The following is a 15,399-nucleotide window of genomic DNA, read 5'->3' as shown; positions in this document are numbered from 1 at the left end:
CCTTGAAAGCTGCACAGAAAGTGTTAGTCGAAAGATGTCGTGTACGTTCACCGACTTCAAGTGACTAACTGTTAGCACGAGTCTGTTCCGATGGAATCATTTGCGCGGGCGGTCGAGATCGTGCTCAAGGATAGCGAACTGAAGGATGCCGACCGAGCGGCGACGCTTCAGTGCGACGCGCCGTCACTGTCGTCGCTGTATCGCGCATGGCTATCACAGCGTCGTGCATCAGGTCGAGACCGTCTATCGGTGTCCAGCGCACCGTTACGCGCTCGAATCGGCGTGTCGGTGCTGTGGGTATGAAGCACCGTATCGCGTGAACGCGCAGCTTCTCGAAGCATCATGCCGTTGCTCGCAGTGCCGTGAAAGCTATGGTGGCCATGGGTGGAAGCCCACCGACGCTCGGCCAATGAGAGCAGGGTAACAGCCGCGTTCTCGACCATTTCGCTCATCGTTAGCAAACCGAAGTCGGGAAAGCCGCGTGCAGCCGAGGTGCCTGCGCCGGTCATGTAGCAGGCGCCGAAACCCGCCTGCTCGATCAAGCGTGCGCCAATGCCGTCGTAGGCACCGGGAACGATCAACATGCCAGGGGCTGCAAGCTGTTGGCGCAGGCGAGCGCCGTCGCTTTTTGGCGAAGAAACGGGGTTATTCATGGTGTATCCGTGGAGGGGCTGCAGGGTCGACAGGGTTTATGTTGTTATAAGGGAAGCACAACATAAACTCATGTCAACGGGTTATCGGAGGCGGCCGCCATCGTCACGTGATTGCCTGCGACCTGCATTGCCGCCTGCACCATGACCTCGGCGATGGTCGGGTTGCGCTTGCCGGGCATGATCGATGACGTCAGGCCATCTTCGGGCAGCACCAGCTCCCCCAGGCCGCAGTGAGGACCGGAGCCCATCCAGCGCAGGTCGCACCCGGCAGACAGCTTCTCAGTGTCGATGCGGTTGAAGCGTTCCACTTCGTAGGGCGAATGCTGCTTTGGGCCGGGAGCGGCCTTTGCCTTTTCGATAACGGTCCCTTGCGTCAATGGCTTTGAAGATTCGCCAGAACATTCAGGGGACGTCCCCTTGCGGTGCCGGCGGCGGGGAGTAGGGCTTGTAGTTGGCAGGTGGCGTCGCGGGCGGCGCCGCAAGCATCTGGCCGTAGACCGGGACCCGGTGTCCGCTGGCGTACATGCACTGGATGTAGGCAGCGTCGTATTGGTACTGCGCACTGTATTCTGAGTCGCCTGAACTGCTGGCACCAACCGCCGAACTGCTCACCGCTGCCGTGCTGGAGGCTTGATGCGAGCTCACGCCGCCGACCCGGCCCAGCGCGAACTGGCGGCAGTTGTGGTCGTCACCGAGAAACTGGTCGAAGGTCTTGTGACTGCCCGGGAGCACCATCACGCTGGGGCCCGACGGCATTGCCGTACAGGCGCCCACAACGAGCGCGGCCGCCATCAGGAGGGGAACGGAACGCGGCTTCATCAATGCCTCGGCATTACAGCGACGGCTGGGCCGGCACCGTTTGCCAGCCGCCCGGACAGTCCTTGATGTACGGGTAATAGCCACTGGGCTGGTCGCAGCGGTACCACCAGGCGTTCGCCGACGCACCGTCCGACCCATCGCCTTGCTCGACGTATTGCGTCGCGGGCGCGTAGTAACCGGGGTAGGCAGTAGGGTATGGCCAGCCGCCGTATGGATATCCCCACCAGCCCGACCAACCGCCGCCTATCACGAAGGCCACGTGCCCGTGCCCATGGTGAAAACCGCCATGGTGGAAGCCATCGTGACCGTGAAAGCCGCCGCCGTGCATGCCACCGCCGTGCATGCCACCGCCGCCACCACGACCGCCGCCGCGACCGCCGGCCAGCGTCGGACCGCCGGCGGCCATCGCCGCCCCTGCCACTAATGCCAGGGCGATCTTGCAAAGCCTGCGCCCGTTCATGATGTGTCCCCTGCGTTGGTGCCCGACGGCCGGGTCACTCGGGACCCGCGCCGGACCGTCCCCCTGTATCGTTTAGTTTGATTAGATGTAAACCGTGCATGTGTCTCCGCTTGTATTGAATACGAAATTGACGCATCCGGCGTCGGCCATGGAGCCCCGGAAAATGTGGCGCTACCGCTATTACCCGCATGACACCCGGCCGCGCCCGAGGCTGAAGGGCCGCCGCGCCGATATCTCGTAAAGTAAACGGCTGGCTGGTCGGATTTATTCCATCAACCAGTCCCCGGCTACCTGTCATGCGTTCATGAAATATCAACGGATGAAGAAGTATCTCGAATGATCCTTCCGGAACGCTTGTTTCCGGCCGTGATGCCAGGCTCAAGACTGGCGGCAGGTGTTGTCGCAGATCATCGATAGAATCCTTACCTTTCGAGAGGTAATCGGTGCACATCTTCCACCTTGGCCGGTTACCTCGTCTCCCTCAAATCCGGTCATGACCCGCATCCTCCGCTTCGCGCTCCACTGGCTGGCCAGGCGCAGCCAGCACGTTCCTTGGCACCACGCATGCCACTGACATCGATTGCGAACCGTCGGCCACGCGTGCAGAGTCCAGGCAGGCACAGCGCCTGATCTGCGAATCCGCGCTGTTTTCCATGGGTTATCAACGCATCTATGCCGACCAGCAACGGCTGCTCAAGGCGGGATCGCTTACTGAAGCAGATATTGCGGCGTTCCGGAAGAAGCGGGACAGCCGCGAATCCGCCTCCTGTCTGGACACCGTCTTCCGCGAATGGAAAGCGTTCGCGGCCCAGTTCCGCCACAAGCAGTAGTTGCGAGCGGCCGCAAACCGGCGGTTCGACGCGCGATTGCCTTTCGTACTTCCGTAGCGGTTGCTACAACAGCCGCTGCAAAGGCCCGTTTTCGTCGTGCACGATCGCCGCTACGGGAGCCTCTGCCGGGCCAGGCGTGCTCCAGGCATCCCAGTATGGCGGGCTGCCGATGGCGGCGCGGACGCACCATCGCGCGCTGCTGGAGGGACTTGCGGCGATGCCGCGGGGTCGCTGAGCCGGGCGTGGGAGCAGGGGGGGGCGAAGTCCGATTGGCCATTGCCGGTCCCGTCTCAGCCGTTCGAGCACATCGTGCCGAGCGCAAGCATGGGTGCGCAAAGCAGAAATTCCGTCCAGCGCTACTTCCCGAACTCACTGAACTTCGCGGCGAGGAATTCCACGAACAGCCGGATCCGGGACGACAACTGGTGGCGCTGCTGGTAGACCGCATAGATATCGGCCTCCGGCGTCGCGTACTGCGGCAAGACCTGGACCAGCCGGCCACTGCGCAGGAAACGCTCGATGTCCCACTCGGCGCGCATCAGGATGCCGTGGCCTTCGAGCGCCCAGTTCACCGCGATCTCCCCGTCATTGGTGGTGAGATTGCCGCGCACATGGACCGATTCGGTCCGCTCCTTGGTGCCTTTGCCTGAGGTCAGGCGCCAGACACCATAGGCGTCGCTGCCTTGCCGGATGCCGATGCAGTTGTGGCTGCGAAGGTCCGAGGGCGTGTGCGGCGTGCCGTGGTCGCGCAGGTATTTGGGCGAGGCGCAGAGCAGCCGACGGTTCGGCGCCAGCTTCTTCGCCACGATGCGGGCGTCGGGCGGGCGGCCGAAGCGGATGCAGACATCGAAGGCATCTTCGGTCAGCGGTGGCGGGTCGGCTGACAGCTGCAGCTGGACGTCGACCTCTGGGTAGGTGGCGACATACTCCGAAATCACCGGCGCCACATGCATGCGCCCGAACCCCAGCGTGGCATTAACCCGCAGCAGGCCGCTCGGCCGGCCTTTCGAGCGGGTCAGCAACTGATCCAGGTCATCGATATCGCTGAGGATCCGCCTGGCGTGCTCCAGGTAGACCTCGCCTTCGGGCGTCAGGCTCATGCGCCGCGTGGTGCGGGTGACCAGCGGCATCCCGATCCGCGACTCCATCTGGGCAAGGCGCTTGCTGACCGCAGCGGTTGTGATGCCGAGGTCTCGCGCTGCCGCGCTCAGGCTGCCCGCCGTGGCCACTGACGCGAAGAATCCCAGCTCCGACGGCTGGACACCCGGGGATGACGCCATTCGATCTTTAATTCCAAGTTAAGAATGGTTTAACTTTACAAGCGATCCAAAACCTTGTCCACGGCCCAGAATCCGCCCCACGCACTCAATACGATTCTGACCAGGAGACAAACATGAAGACCTACCGCATCGCAACGATCCCGGGCGACGGCATTGGCAAGGAAGTGGTTCCGGCCGGCCGCGAGGTGATGGAGGCGCTGGCCTCGGCGGGCGCCAATTTCCGCTTCGAGTTCGAAGACTTCGACTGGGGCGGCGACTACTACCGCCAGCACGGCGTGATGATGCCCGCAGACGGCCTCGACGCGCTGCGCGACAAGGACGCCATCCTGTTCGGCTCGGCCGGCGACCCGCATATCCCCGATCACATCACGCTGTGGGGCCTGCGCCTGAAGATCTGCCAGGGCTTCGACCAGTACGCCAACGTGCGCCCCACGCGCATCCTGCCGGGCATCGATGCGCCGCTCAAGCGCTGCGCCCCGGAAGACCTGAACTGGGTCATCGTGCGCGAGAACTCGGAAGGCGAGTATTCGGGCGTGGGCGGCCGCGTGCACCAGGGCCACCCCATCGAGGCGGCAACCGATGTCAGCATGATGACCCGCGTCGGCGTGGAGCGCATCCTGCGCTTTGCGTTCAGGCTGGCGCAATCGCGCCCCCGCAAGCTGCTGACGGTGATCACCAAGTCCAATGCGCAGCGCCACGCCATGGTGATGTGGGATGAGGTCGCGGTGCAGGTGGCGAAGGATTTCCCGGATGTCACCTGGGACAAGGAACTGGTCGATGCCGCCACCGCGCGCATGGTGAACCGTCCGAAGTCGCTCGACACTATCGTCGCCACCAACCTGCACGCCGACATCCTGAGCGACCTGGCAGCGGCGCTGGCCGGCAGCCTGGGCATTGCCCCGACCGGCAACATAGACCCCGAGCGCCGCTATCCGTCGATGTTCGAGCCGATCCACGGCTCGGCGTTCGACATCATGGGCAAGGGCCTGGCCAATCCGGTCGGCACCTTCTGGTCGGTGGTCATGCTGCTGGAACACCTCGGCGAGAACGAGGCGGCGCAGCGCGTGATGCAGGCCATCGAAGCCGTCACTGCCAACCCCGCGCTGCATACCGGCGACTTGGGCGGCAAGGCAACCACTGCGCAGGTGACCAAGGCAGTGTGCGAGCTGATTGCCGGACAGCAGGCCAAGGCGGCCTGAGTGTAGCGCCGGTTTGCTCCCCTCTCCCGCTTGCGGGAGAGGGGCGGGGGGTGAGGGCAGGCATCTGGCAAGCACGGAACCGCCTCACTTCGCGGGGACGCCCACCCTCACCCCCGCCCCTCTCCCATGAATGGGAGGGGGGAGACAACACCCGTAGTTTTGGCGTTGTCAGCCATCCGCGTCCCGGCCCGCAGCCGGGCCACATTCCGCGGGCGCACCATGCCCGCACCGCCTCCCGGACATCGGAGGCAGCCGTCCAGAGCTGCCCCGGGAGCGCTTTGCCTTTACCGAATCAGCAGGAGACAGCCATGATTCAAAAGCTGCTTGGAAAACTCTACGTCCAGGTACTGATCGGCGTCGGTGCCGGCGTTGTCCTGGGCGTATGGGCGCCCGATTTCGCGACGGACCTGAAGCCGTTTGGCGACGTGTTCATCAAGCTGATCAAGATGGTGTTCGCGCCGATCATCTTTGCGACGGTGGTGCTCGGCATCGCGCGCATGGAGAACATGAAGGAGCTCGGACGCGTCGGCGTGCGGGCCCTTATCTATTTCGAGGTGCTGTCGACGTTCGCGCTGGCGCTCGGCCTGCTGGTGGTCAACCTGGTGCAGCCGGGCCACGGGATGAATGTCGATCCCGCCCACCTCGACACCAAGGCCATCGCCAGCTACACCCATGCCGCGCAGACGCCGCATACGTTCATCGACTTCATGATGAACCTGGTGCCGACCAGTATTGTCGACGCGCTGGCCAAGAATGACATCCTGCAGATCCTGGTCTTTGCCACGCTGTTCGGCGTCGCGCTGTCGCATATCGGGTCGCGCGCGAAACCGGTGGTGGACTTCCTGGAGTCCTTCACGCACGGCATCTTCACGATAGTGGGGATGATCATGCGGCTGGCGCCGATCGCGGCGTTCGGCGCGATGGCCTTCACCGTCGGCAAGTATGGCCTGGGCTCGGTGGCCTCGCTGGGCAAGCTGATGGGTGCGATGTACCTCACCTGCGTCCTGTTCGTGGTGATCGTGCTAGGCGGTGTTTCCAGGCTGTCCGGCTTCAGCCTGTGGAAGTTCCTGAAGTACATCCGCGACGAACTCTTCACCGTGCTCGGCACCAGCTCGTCGGAATCCGTGGTGCCGCAGCTGATGCGCAAGCTGGAGAATGCCGGCGTTTCCAAACCGGTGGTAGGGCTGGTCGTGCCTTCCGGGCTGACCTTCAATCCCGACGGGCAGTGCATCTACTACACCATGGCCGCGATCTTTGTCGCGCAGGCGACCAATACGCCGCTGACCATGATGGACCAGCTGGTCGTGCTCGGCGTGCTGTTGCTGACGTCCAAGGGATCGGCGGGTGTGACCGGCTCCGGCTTCATCACGCTGGCGGCAACGCTGGCGTCGCTGGGCAAGATTCCTGTTGCCGGCATGGTGCTGCTGCTGGGCGTCGACCGCTTCATGTCGGAGGCGCGCGCCATCACCAACACGATCGGCAATGCGGTGGGCACGCTGGCGATTGCGCGATGGGTCGGCGCGGTCGACCGCGAGCGGCTTGCGGATGCGCTGGATGGCAAGCTTGACGACGAAGCCGAGCTGGTGACGGAGGGCGGCAAGGATGCAACGCCGGCAGGCTCGCGCATCGCCCGTGCGGCCGATGCCCACGCCACGCTGATGCACTGAGGGGCGGACGTGACGATACAAAGTTCCGAACCGGCCGCGCTGCTGCGGCGCATGTTCGAAGCGGCGATTGCCGCCGCCCAGCCGGCCAGGACGCTGGCGCAGTACCTGCCCCCGCCGCCGCGCGGACGCACGGTCGTCATCGGTGCCGGCAAGGCCTCGGCCGCGATGGCGAGCGCGCTGGAAGCGGCATGGCCGGGGCCGCTCGAAGGCTTGGTCGTGACCCGCTATGGCTACGCCGTGCCGTGCTCGCAGATCGAGATCGTGGAAGCCGCGCATCCGGTGCCGGACGATGCCGGGCTGGCAGCGTCACAACGCATGCTGGCGAAGGTGTCCGGCCTGAGCGAGGACGACCTGGTCATCTGCCTGGTCTCCGGGGGCGGATCGTCGCTGCTGCCGCTGCCGCTGGAAGGCATCACGCTCGACGACAAGCGGCACGTCAATCGCGCGCTGCTGAAGTCCGGCGCGACGATTTCCGAGATGAATTGCGTGCGCCGGCACCTGTCCGCCATCAAGGGCGGCCGGCTGGCCGCGGCATGCCATCCGGCGCGGGTGCTGAGCCTGCTGATCTCCGATGTGCCCGGCGATGACCCCATCGACATCGCATCGGGCCCGACGGTGCCCGACCCGACTACGTGCGCCGATGCGCTGGCGATCGTCACGCGGTACGCGATCGACCTCCCATCCCATGTGCTGGCCGTGCTGGAGACCGGGGCGGCGGAGACGCTCAAGCCCGGCGACCCGCGGCTGCCGCGGATCCGGACCGAGCTCATCGCCACGCCCCGGCTGGCGCTGGAAGCGGCCGCCCGCGTGGGCCGCGAGGCCGGCTATGCCGTCTACATGCTGGGCGACGCGATCGAGGGCGAAGCCCGTGATGTCGGCAAGGTCATGGGCGGCATCGCGCTGGAAGCCGCCAGGCACGGCCAGCCGTTTGCCGCGCCGTGCGTGCTGCTGTCCGGCGGCGAGACCACGGTGACCGTGCGCGGGACCGGTCGCGGCGGCCGGAACGTGGAGTTCCTGCTGTCGCTCGCGCTGGCCCTGCGCGGCGAACCCGGCGTCTACGCGATTGCGGGCGACACGGACGGCGTCGACGGCCAGGAGGAAATCGCGGGTGCCGTGATCGGGCCGGACACGCTTGAGCGCGCGTGGCGCGCAGGCCTGCGTCCGCACGATGCACTGGCCGCCAATGACGGCCACGGATTTTTCGAGGCGCTGGGGGATGCGGTGATCACCGGCCCCACGCTGACCAATGTCAACGATTTCCGCGCGATCCTGCTGACGCGCGATTCTGGAGCCAAAGCATGAGACGCCTTCGCAACGCAAAGATCGTGGCCACCCTGGGCCCGGCGAGCACGGACCCGGCCATCATCGAGCGCCTGTTCGAGGCGGGCGCCGATGTGTTCCGGCTCAATTTCAGCCACGGTACCCATGAGGACCACCAGCAGCGCCTGCAGGCGATCCGCGCCATCGAACAAGAGCGCGGGCGGCCGATCGGCGTGCTGCTGGACCTGCAAGGCCCCAAGCTGCGTATCGGCACGTTTGCGCACGGCCCGGTGGAACTGCCGGCGCAGGCGAAATTCCGGCTTGATCTCGACGCCACCGTGCCCGGTTCCGCGGAGCGCGTCAGCCTGCCGCATCCCGAGATCTTCGCCGCGCTGGAGGCGGGTGCGGAACTGCTGGTGGACGACGGGCGCGTGCGCCTGCGCGTCGACCGTTGCGGCGCCGACTATGCCGAAACCACCGTGATCAATGGCGGCAAGCTGTCCGACCGCAAGGGCGTCAATGTTCCGGGCGTCGTGCTGCCGTTGTCGGCGATGACCGAGAAGGACCGGCGCGACCTCGACTTCGGCCTGTCGCTGGGCGTTGACTGGATTGCGCTGTCGTTCGTCCAGCGGGCGGAAGATATCGAGGAGATCAGGCAGATCGTGGACGGCCGCGCTGGCATCGTCGCCAAGCTGGAGAAGCCTGCCGCCATCCAGAGCCTGGAAGCGATCGTGGAAGCATCGGATGCGGTCATGGTCGCGCGCGGCGACCTGGGTGTGGAAATGCCGGCGGAGCAGGTGCCGTCCCTGCAGAAGCGCATTGTTCGCGCCTGCCGCAAGGCCGGCAAGCCGGTCATCGTTGCCACCCAGATGCTGGAGTCGATGGTGAGTGCGCCGGTGCCAACGCGCGCCGAGGCGTCCGATGTGGCCACCGCGATCTACGACGGCGCCGATGCCGTGATGCTGTCCGCCGAATCGGCCTCGGGCAGCTATCCGGTGGAAGCCGTGCGGATGATGGACAGCATCATCACGCGCACTGAATCGGACCCGCATTACCACGAAGCCATCCAGGCTTCGCATTCGGCGCCGCGCGCGGAAGCCGCGGATGCGATCGGCTATGCGGTCAGGCACGTGGCAAACCTGCTGCGCGTGCCGGCCGCGGTCACCTACACCAGTTCCGGCTACTCCGCGCTGCGCATGGCGCGCGAACGCCCCGAGGTGCCGATCCTGGGCATGACGCCGCGGGTCGCCACCGCACGCCGGCTGGCATTGGCCTGGGGTGTGCATGCGGTGCTTTGCCATGAGGTGGTCGACGTGCTGGAGATGACCGACCTGGCCAGCCGGACCGTGCTGAAGGAGAAGTTTGGCGAAGCCGGCCAGCAGATCGTCATCTCTGCCGGCCTGCCGTTCACGGTAGCCGGCACCACCAACCTGTTGCGCATCGCGCAGGTCCAGTGAAACGGGTTCTAAGGAGCAATCATGACTGCAATCAGGGAGATCCGCGGCTACGAGATCCTCGATTCCCGGGGCAACCCCACGGTGGCCGCCCAGGTGGTGCTGGCCGACGGCTCGCAGGGCTACGCTGCCGCGCCCTCGGGCGCGTCCACGGGTTCGCGGGAGGCGATCGAGCTGCGGGACGGCGACCAGCGGCGCTATCTCGGCAAGGGCGTGCAGAAGGCGGTGCAGCACATCAACGTCGATATCGCGCGGACGCTGGCCGGCCTGCGCGCGGCGGACCAGGCCGAGGTGGATGCCTGCCTGATCCGTCTCGATGGCACGGCGGACAAGTCGCGCCTTGGCGCGAACGCGCTGCTGGCCGTCTCTCTGGCCAACGCGAAGGCGGCCGCGGCCTCTGCCGGACTGCCTTTGTACCGATCCGTCAGTGCCGGCAAGGCCGAGACTCGTTTGCCGCTGCCGATGATGAACATCATCAACGGTGGCGCGCATGCGGACAATAGTGTCGATATGCAGGAGTTCATGATCCTGCCGGTCGGGGCGCCAAGCTTCTCCGAGGCGCTGCGCTGGGGCGCCGAGGTGTTCCATACGCTCAAAGGCGTGCTGAAGGCGTGCGGCTTCTCCACGGCGGTCGGCGACGAAGGCGGATTCGCACCGGACCTGGCCTCCAATGAACACGCGCTGGAGGTCATCATGCAGGCCATCGAAGCGGCCGGCTTCCGGCCCGGCCGCGATATCGCGCTGGGCCTCGACGTGGCCAGTTCCGAGTTCCATGAGGATGGCCGCTATGCCCTGCAGTCCGAAGGCAGGCGCTACGACGCGGAAGGCTTCGTCGACTTGCTGGACGGCTGGGTCCGCCAGTATCCCATCGTGACCATCGAAGACGGCATGGCGGAGCAGGACTGGCGCGGCTGGCGGCTGCTGACCGAACGGCTGGGCGCACGCGTGCAGCTGGTCGGTGATGACCTCTTCGTGACCAATGCCGCGATCCTCGAGGAGGGGATCGCGCAAGGCGTGGCGAACGCCATCCTGATCAAGCCCAACCAGATCGGCACGCTCACCGAAACGCTGCAGGCAATCGCCGTGGCGGAACGGGCGGGCTACGCGTCGGTGATTTCGCACCGCTCCGGCGAAACCGAAGACACCACCATCGCGGACCTGAGCGTATGCACCGCGGCCACGCAGATCAAGACCGGCTCGCTGAGCAGCTCCGACCGCGTGGCCAAGTACAACCGGCTGTTGTTCATCGAAGCGGAGCAGGGATGCGCCGCGACCTTCGCCGGGCGGCAGGCTATCCTGCAGGCGGCATAGCGGGGGAGTGCAGTCCTGGCAGCGACCGCTATCGGGCTTGCCGGCCATCCGTTCGCACTAGACCGAATGACTGAAATAGCCGGCAGACGGCCATTCAGTGCGAGGAAGCGCACCGTTCATAGTGTTGCGTTGGTGCAGCGGGGGGCTTGAAGCACTTCGGTGAACGCAGCATCATGGGCGCCTGGCTTGCGCAATCAGGAGGTCCCCTTATGCAACATCGCCTTGTGTCCGGACCGGGACGAAGGCATGGCCTGCGTCAACTGATCCGCGCCGCGCTCTGCGCGGCGATGCTGATGGGCATCCACCATGCGGCCCGCGCCCAGGAGTTCTATGTACTTGGCGGGCTGCAGCAGACGCCGACGCTGGGAGAGACGACGTATGGCTACACCTACGAGTACGCACATAACCTGACCGACAACATCTACGCCTCCTTCTCCTATCTGAACGAGGGGCACGTCACCAACCATCACCGCGACGGCCACAGCGCGCAGTTGTGGGGGCGGTTGCTGACGGCGGACCGGCACTTTGCCTTCTCGCTTGGGGTCGGTCCGTACCGTTATTTCGATACCACGGTAAAGACTGCCGAAGGCGGCGCGAACGACCAGCACGGGTGGGGCCTCCTGATCAGCGCGGCAGGCACCTGGTATATCAATGGCGGTCCGTGGATCCTGCAGGCGCGATACGACCGCGCGCAGGCATTCGGCAGCATCGACACCAACACCTTCCTGATCGGCGTGGGCTACCAGCTTGACCGGGGGAGCAGGGATGGGCCGGTTGTGCCTCCGCCTTCGTACAACACCCTGACGACCCACAATGAGTTCACCGTCTTCGGCGGCACGACCATTGTCAATAACTTTGACTCACCCAGCGGCATTGCCTATGGGGCCGAGTACCGGCGCGGCATCCTGCCGTACGTAGACCTCACGGCCACCTATCTCAACGAGGGCGATGCCCGGGTCGTGCGCCGGCAGGGCCTGGCCGCGCAAGCCTGGCTGGTGCGGCCATTCTTCAATGACCATCTGACGCTTGGCATCGGCCTTGGTCCGTATTTCGCGCGGGACCATGACGACGGTGGCGGCGTCACGCGCACGCTCGGCCTGTTCACCATGTCGGCGAGCTATCGGCTCAGTCCGGCCTGGACCACGCGCTTTTCCTGGCATCGCACGGTCACGACCAACAGCCGCGATACCGATGTGATGGTGCTGGGCCTGGGATACCGGTTCTAGGGTCTGTTCACATATAGAACGTGCGCGCGCAAGGGGGAGACGAGGCGCAGTGCTAGGCGCCAGTCGCGCCGCTTGGTCATTCCAAGCAAGCGGCTGGCAACGACGCAATGCGCCTCGTATCCCCCTTGCCCTCCGGGTTGGCCCGATCCGGGGCCATCTACTTTGTCTGGCGCCTTGCAAAGGGAATGACCCTTTGCGGCGACGCCCTTCGCGTAGCTGACCCCGGCTCGGGCCAACGCGCGTACGTTATATATGTGAACAGACCCTAGCACGCCGCAGATGCCGCTCGAACCGGACCGCTGGCCTTAGCCGAAGGTAAAAGCGAAGGCCTGGACGCCGGGATCCAGGAACCGGATTTCAAAGGTGCGCTCCGAGACTTCGCCGGCCTGGCGCACGAGTTGATAGAGGCGAGTGTCCGTGACCGTGCCGTTGCCCCCGGCATCGATGTCCGCGCCGTGATGCCCGCCGGGTGCCTTGCCGTCGATGGTCACCTGGAAGCGCGCCGGCTTGCCGTCGGCCCCGGGCCCGAGCACGAGATGGAGATCGCGCGCGCGGAACCGGTAGGTGATGCCGCCGCCTGCGCGATTGAGCGTCGCCTGCTCGGGATTCATGGTCCAGTTGCCGCTCAGCCCCCAGCGGTTGAGCGCTGGCTTCGCGATGGTGTAATCCCGTGCGGCGCCGGCCTTCAGTCCCTCTAGCGAAGCGAAATTCGATGCCTGCTGATAGCCGATGTAGGTCTCCGAGGAGCCGATGTTCCGGAAATCGGGAGCCGCCTCCGCGCCCCGCGCCTCCGGCGGTGCGGGATCGATGGCCGTGCTTTGATTGCCCGCTTCCCTCAGCAACGCCTGAATGACTTTCTCAGCCTTGTCATAGTCGCCTTCACCAAACTGATGATGGCGGATCCGCCCCTGTGCGTCGATGATGTAGAAGGCCGGCCAGGCGTTATTGCCGAAGGCGCGCCAGATGGCGTAGTTGCTGTCCACGGCGACGGGATAGCCGATCCGGAAGCGGTCGATCGCCTTGCGGACGTTCGCGGTGTTCTTCTCGAAAGCGAACTCCGGGGTGTGCACACCAACTACGGTGAGGCCCTGGCCCTTGTATTTCGCCGCCCAGTTCCGGAGATAGGGGAGGGTGCGAATGCAGTTGATGCAGGAGTAGGTCCAGAAGTCGACCAGCACGACCTTGCCGCGGAGTTGCTCGGCCGTCAGCGGCGGCGAATTCACCCAGTCGACCGCGCCACTGAGCGAGGGAATCCGGCCCTCGACAGGCAACGCGCCGCCGAAGACCGGTTGCGTGTCGGCGACAGTCCGCATCACGCCGTTCCTTGCGGCCGGAAGGCTCGCACGATCCGGCTTGCTGGCATGGAAGGCATTCAAGATCCGTTGTTCGAGCCGTGCCGTGCCGGAGCCTGAAGGCTCCGGCAGGAGGCCGGCATCGGCAGCTGCCGCGATGGAAGCAACACTGCCGAGGACGGCTGCGCCGAGCACGCGCCGCAGCCATTTGCCGGCACCCGGCGATCGCTTCATGGCCGGGAACGGCAGGAAGGGCAGGATGCGCGGGCTGAGTAGCGTCAGCACTCCCTCGATGCAGGCGACTATGAGAATGGTCATGATTGGCGGTCTCCGGCGTGTTGCTGGGCCCACGACTGTGGACCAGCGACGCATGCAAGCAGGGTATGCCGCCGCCGTATCCCCGATGTATCCGGAACCGCCAGGAAACGTAAGGTTATTTGTCCACGCAGCTGCCGGATGCATTGCGATACAAAGCCGGTGCCCGGGGGGCGCCGGAACGGGCGCATTTGCCAGGTGCTGCGCGCTGCATAGCCCTGCGGTGGCGGCGGCCGGTTTTGTATGCGCGTGTATCACCGGCCGGCACGATACGCGGGCTTACGAAACCGCGGCCACATCGTTACAGGCCAGATACTTGCGTCCTCTCTAATGCATCTCGTGGCGCGGGGCGGCACGGGAACCCAAGCAGTCGTTGGCTTTGGCAACGTGCCCCTCAGAAAGCCGGATGCGTGATCGCCGGATGACGCATGGGCTCACCCGCGAATACTGAAATCACGAAAGGATGCTCTGATGAAATCGACGCGAATCATGGCGGCCGCACTGCTGATCCTCGGAAGCGGATTGACGCTGCATGCCGCACGGGCGCAACAAGTGGGAATCCATCGCACGGATCTCCTGCAGCACGATCTGGGCGTGCCCGGGCGGGAAGCTGTCCAGGTGCGTGTCGACTTCGACCCGGGTGCGGTCGCGGCGGGGCACTCTCATCCGGGCGAAGAGATCGCCTATGTTCTCGAGGGCTCGCTGGAGTATCAGCTCGACGGCAAGGCGCCCGTCACGTTCAAGGCCGGCGACGCCTTGTTCATCCCGGCCGGAACGGTGCACTCGGCGAAGAACGTTGGCAGTGGCAAGGCGTCAGAGCTTGCGACCTATGTCGTCAGGAAAGGGGCGCCGCTCGTCGTGCCCGCCAGGTAACTGCGCGGGAACCGGCGGCATGGGAAGCGCCGGATATCGGCCAGCGGCCCGGCGCGACTGGCGGCGCCAGCGACAGACGACCGAACCGCGTCTGCCGCTCGCTCTTGCAAAAGGGGGCTGACGCCCGGTGGAAAGCTGACCGGCCTCAGGCGCCGTCGAGGAAGGGATTGCGCTGGCCAAGGCGAGTGCCGAGCGCGTCGGGAGCCAGGCTCATGCTGGCAGCGGGATCCATGGACGGGTCGGGGCTGCGGGCCAGCGTCGGGTCGGCGGGGGCGCTCGCCATGCCCGCCTGAGCCGGCTGTCCGGTTGCTTGTACATAGGCGTCGCTCGCGCCGGGCAACGCCCCCTGGGCCGATGGCGCTGCCGCCGGCATGGCTTGCATGGGCTGGGCGGATGGTGCCGGCTGGGCGGACTGCATCGGCTGAACGGCTGGCATCGGCTGGGTCGGCTGAATGGGCTGGGCCTGCTGCGCGAACAGCGGGTAGGACGCGATCATCGCGCCAGCTATCAACAGGGATTTCGCCAGATGTTGCTTCATTCGTGTACCTCCTGGATTGCCTACAGGCATGGGAATGGCAACTGTAACGCCGACGAACCTGACATTCTGTTCGATTTTGCAACGATCATTTAACAGGCTTGCCATCGCTGCGAGGAGGGCTTAATTGCGCGCGCGGACAGCCCCCGGTCCGCCCGTGCGCTTGACTTCCTTCATTCCCCACAACTGTAGGGAACAGTTCGGCGTTGCCTGGCCGTTAGCCTG

General features: G+C 65.4%; 15 protein-coding genes and 1 pseudogene. 8 read left to right on the top strand and 8 right to left on the bottom strand.

Going from position 1 to position 15,399, the window contains the following annotated elements; genetic code table 11:
* Nucleotides 1–167: 167 nt before the first annotated feature.
* From RM96_RS40700 to RM96_RS39980, 5 genes and pseudogenes are all read right to left on the bottom strand, one after another.
* Nucleotides 168–653 (bottom strand): isocitrate lyase/phosphoenolpyruvate mutase family protein, encoded by a 486-nt coding sequence (locus tag RM96_RS40700; protein WP_338011416.1) that lies wholly within the window; start codon nt 651–653, stop codon nt 168–170.
* 80 nt (nt 654–733) lie between these two features.
* Nucleotides 734–913: pseudogene (locus RM96_RS37150) on the bottom strand (lyase family protein); the annotation flags it as partial.
* A 142-nt stretch (nt 914–1,055) separates the two neighbouring features.
* Complete coding sequence (locus RM96_RS15990) at nt 1,056–1,472, bottom strand: glycine zipper family protein (protein WP_039011931.1); 417 nt, start codon at nt 1,470–1,472, stop codon at nt 1,056–1,058.
* A gap of 13 nt (nt 1,473–1,485) precedes the next feature.
* Nucleotides 1,486–1,932: a hypothetical protein gene (locus tag RM96_RS37145; protein WP_082016565.1), complete on the bottom strand. Its 447-nt coding sequence runs from the start codon at nt 1,930–1,932 to the stop codon at nt 1,486–1,488.
* Between the two features lie 481 nt (nt 1,933–2,413).
* Nucleotides 2,414–2,587, bottom strand: a complete 174-nt coding sequence (locus RM96_RS39980) for a hypothetical protein (RefSeq protein WP_238587287.1) — start codon at nt 2,585–2,587, stop codon at nt 2,414–2,416.
* Between RM96_RS39980 and RM96_RS39975 the strand changes: the two genes are divergently transcribed.
* Nucleotides 2,586–2,762, top strand: coding sequence for a hypothetical protein (locus RM96_RS39975; protein ID WP_238587286.1), 177 nt, complete (start codon nt 2,586–2,588; stop codon nt 2,760–2,762). The two genes, RM96_RS39980 and RM96_RS39975, sit on opposite strands and share 2 nt — an antisense overlap.
* A 356-nt stretch (nt 2,763–3,118) precedes the next feature.
* On the opposite strand, the gene RM96_RS15980 is transcribed toward RM96_RS39975, so the two are convergent.
* Nucleotides 3,119–4,042 (bottom strand): LysR family transcriptional regulator, encoded by a 924-nt coding sequence (locus RM96_RS15980; protein ID WP_039011930.1) that lies wholly within the window; start codon nt 4,040–4,042, stop codon nt 3,119–3,121.
* 113 nt (nt 4,043–4,155) lie between these two features.
* Between RM96_RS15980 and RM96_RS15975 the strand changes: the two genes are divergently transcribed.
* From RM96_RS15975 to RM96_RS15950, 6 genes are all read left to right on the top strand, one after another.
* Nucleotides 4,156–5,241, top strand: a complete 1,086-nt coding sequence (locus RM96_RS15975) for a tartrate dehydrogenase (RefSeq protein ID WP_039011929.1) — start codon at nt 4,156–4,158, stop codon at nt 5,239–5,241.
* 308 nt (nt 5,242–5,549) lie between these two features.
* Complete coding sequence (locus RM96_RS15970; RefSeq protein WP_039011928.1) at nt 5,550–6,908, top strand: dicarboxylate/amino acid:cation symporter; 1,359 nt, start codon at nt 5,550–5,552, stop codon at nt 6,906–6,908.
* Between the two features lie 51 nt (nt 6,909–6,959).
* Nucleotides 6,960–8,210, top strand: a complete 1,251-nt coding sequence (locus RM96_RS15965; protein WP_052279534.1) for a glycerate kinase type-2 family protein — start codon at nt 6,960–6,962, stop codon at nt 8,208–8,210.
* Nucleotides 8,207–9,625, top strand: coding sequence for a pyruvate kinase (gene pyk, locus RM96_RS15960; RefSeq protein ID WP_039011925.1), 1,419 nt, complete (start codon nt 8,207–8,209; stop codon nt 9,623–9,625). Before RM96_RS15965 ends, pyk begins: the two co-directional genes overlap by 4 nt.
* Before the next feature lie 21 nt (nt 9,626–9,646).
* Complete coding sequence (eno, locus tag RM96_RS15955; RefSeq protein ID WP_039011924.1) at nt 9,647–10,933, top strand: phosphopyruvate hydratase; 1,287 nt, start codon at nt 9,647–9,649, stop codon at nt 10,931–10,933.
* Between the two features lie 209 nt (nt 10,934–11,142).
* Nucleotides 11,143–12,159, top strand: a complete 1,017-nt coding sequence (locus tag RM96_RS15950) for a hypothetical protein (RefSeq protein ID WP_052279533.1) — start codon at nt 11,143–11,145, stop codon at nt 12,157–12,159.
* A 305-nt stretch (nt 12,160–12,464) separates the two neighbouring features.
* Here the strand turns inward: RM96_RS15950 and RM96_RS15945 are convergent, their stop codons facing one another.
* Nucleotides 12,465–13,769 carry a thioredoxin family protein gene (locus RM96_RS15945; protein ID WP_052279532.1) on the bottom strand — a complete coding sequence of 435 codons (1,305 nt, stop codon included), beginning with the start codon at nt 13,767–13,769 and terminating at the stop codon, nt 12,465–12,467.
* Nucleotides 13,770–14,237: 468 nt separating this feature from the next.
* Here RM96_RS15945 and RM96_RS15940 point away from each other — a divergent pair, with 468 nt between their 5' ends.
* Entirely contained in the window at nt 14,238–14,639 is a 402-nt protein-coding gene (locus RM96_RS15940; protein ID WP_039011923.1) for a cupin domain-containing protein, read from the top strand.
* A 145-nt stretch (nt 14,640–14,784) separates the two neighbouring features.
* On the opposite strand, the gene RM96_RS15935 is transcribed toward RM96_RS15940, so the two are convergent.
* Nucleotides 14,785–15,177: a hypothetical protein gene (locus RM96_RS15935; RefSeq protein WP_039011922.1), complete on the bottom strand. Its 393-nt coding sequence runs from the start codon at nt 15,175–15,177 to the stop codon at nt 14,785–14,787.
* Nucleotides 15,178–15,399: the final 222 nt, after the last annotated feature.

This window comes from Cupriavidus sp. IDO (assembly GCF_000812465.1).
Classification (GTDB): Bacteria; Pseudomonadota; Gammaproteobacteria; order Burkholderiales; family Burkholderiaceae; genus Cupriavidus.
This window is presented reverse-complemented; position numbering and strand designations above follow the sequence as displayed.

What these genes read in the sequence shown, in the direction of transcription:
- RM96_RS40700 (WP_338011416.1), bottom strand. Translation starts at nt 653, where the DNA reads ATGAATAACCCCGTTTCTTCGCCAAAAAGCGACGGCGCTCGCCTGCGC.
- RM96_RS39975 (WP_238587286.1), top strand. Translation starts at nt 2,586, where the DNA reads ATGGGTTATCAACGCATCTATGCCGACCAGCAACGGCTGCTCAAGGCG.
- pyk (WP_039011925.1), top strand. Translation starts at nt 8,207, where the DNA reads ATGAGACGCCTTCGCAACGCAAAGATCGTGGCCACCCTGGGCCCGGCG.
- RM96_RS15975 (WP_039011929.1), top strand. Translation starts at nt 4,156, where the DNA reads ATGAAGACCTACCGCATCGCAACGATCCCGGGCGACGGCATTGGCAAG.
- eno (WP_039011924.1), top strand. Translation starts at nt 9,647, where the DNA reads ATGACTGCAATCAGGGAGATCCGCGGCTACGAGATCCTCGATTCCCGG.
- RM96_RS15935 (WP_039011922.1), bottom strand. Translation starts at nt 15,177, where the DNA reads ATGAAGCAACATCTGGCGAAATCCCTGTTGATAGCTGGCGCGATGATC.
- RM96_RS15965 (WP_052279534.1), top strand. Translation starts at nt 6,960, where the DNA reads ATGTTCGAAGCGGCGATTGCCGCCGCCCAGCCGGCCAGGACGCTGGCG.
- RM96_RS15940 (WP_039011923.1), top strand. Translation starts at nt 14,238, where the DNA reads ATGAAATCGACGCGAATCATGGCGGCCGCACTGCTGATCCTCGGAAGC.
- RM96_RS15980 (WP_039011930.1), bottom strand. Translation starts at nt 4,042, where the DNA reads ATGGCGTCATCCCCGGGTGTCCAGCCGTCGGAGCTGGGATTCTTCGCG.
- RM96_RS37145 (WP_082016565.1), bottom strand. Translation starts at nt 1,932, where the DNA reads ATGAACGGGCGCAGGCTTTGCAAGATCGCCCTGGCATTAGTGGCAGGG.
- RM96_RS39980 (WP_238587287.1), bottom strand. Translation starts at nt 2,587, where the DNA reads ATGGAAAACAGCGCGGATTCGCAGATCAGGCGCTGTGCCTGCCTGGAC.
- RM96_RS15990 (WP_039011931.1), bottom strand. Translation starts at nt 1,472, where the DNA reads ATGAAGCCGCGTTCCGTTCCCCTCCTGATGGCGGCCGCGCTCGTTGTG.
- RM96_RS15970 (WP_039011928.1), top strand. Translation starts at nt 5,550, where the DNA reads ATGATTCAAAAGCTGCTTGGAAAACTCTACGTCCAGGTACTGATCGGC.
- RM96_RS15950 (WP_052279533.1), top strand. Translation starts at nt 11,143, where the DNA reads ATGCAACATCGCCTTGTGTCCGGACCGGGACGAAGGCATGGCCTGCGT.
- RM96_RS15945 (WP_052279532.1), bottom strand. Translation starts at nt 13,769, where the DNA reads ATGACCATTCTCATAGTCGCCTGCATCGAGGGAGTGCTGACGCTACTC.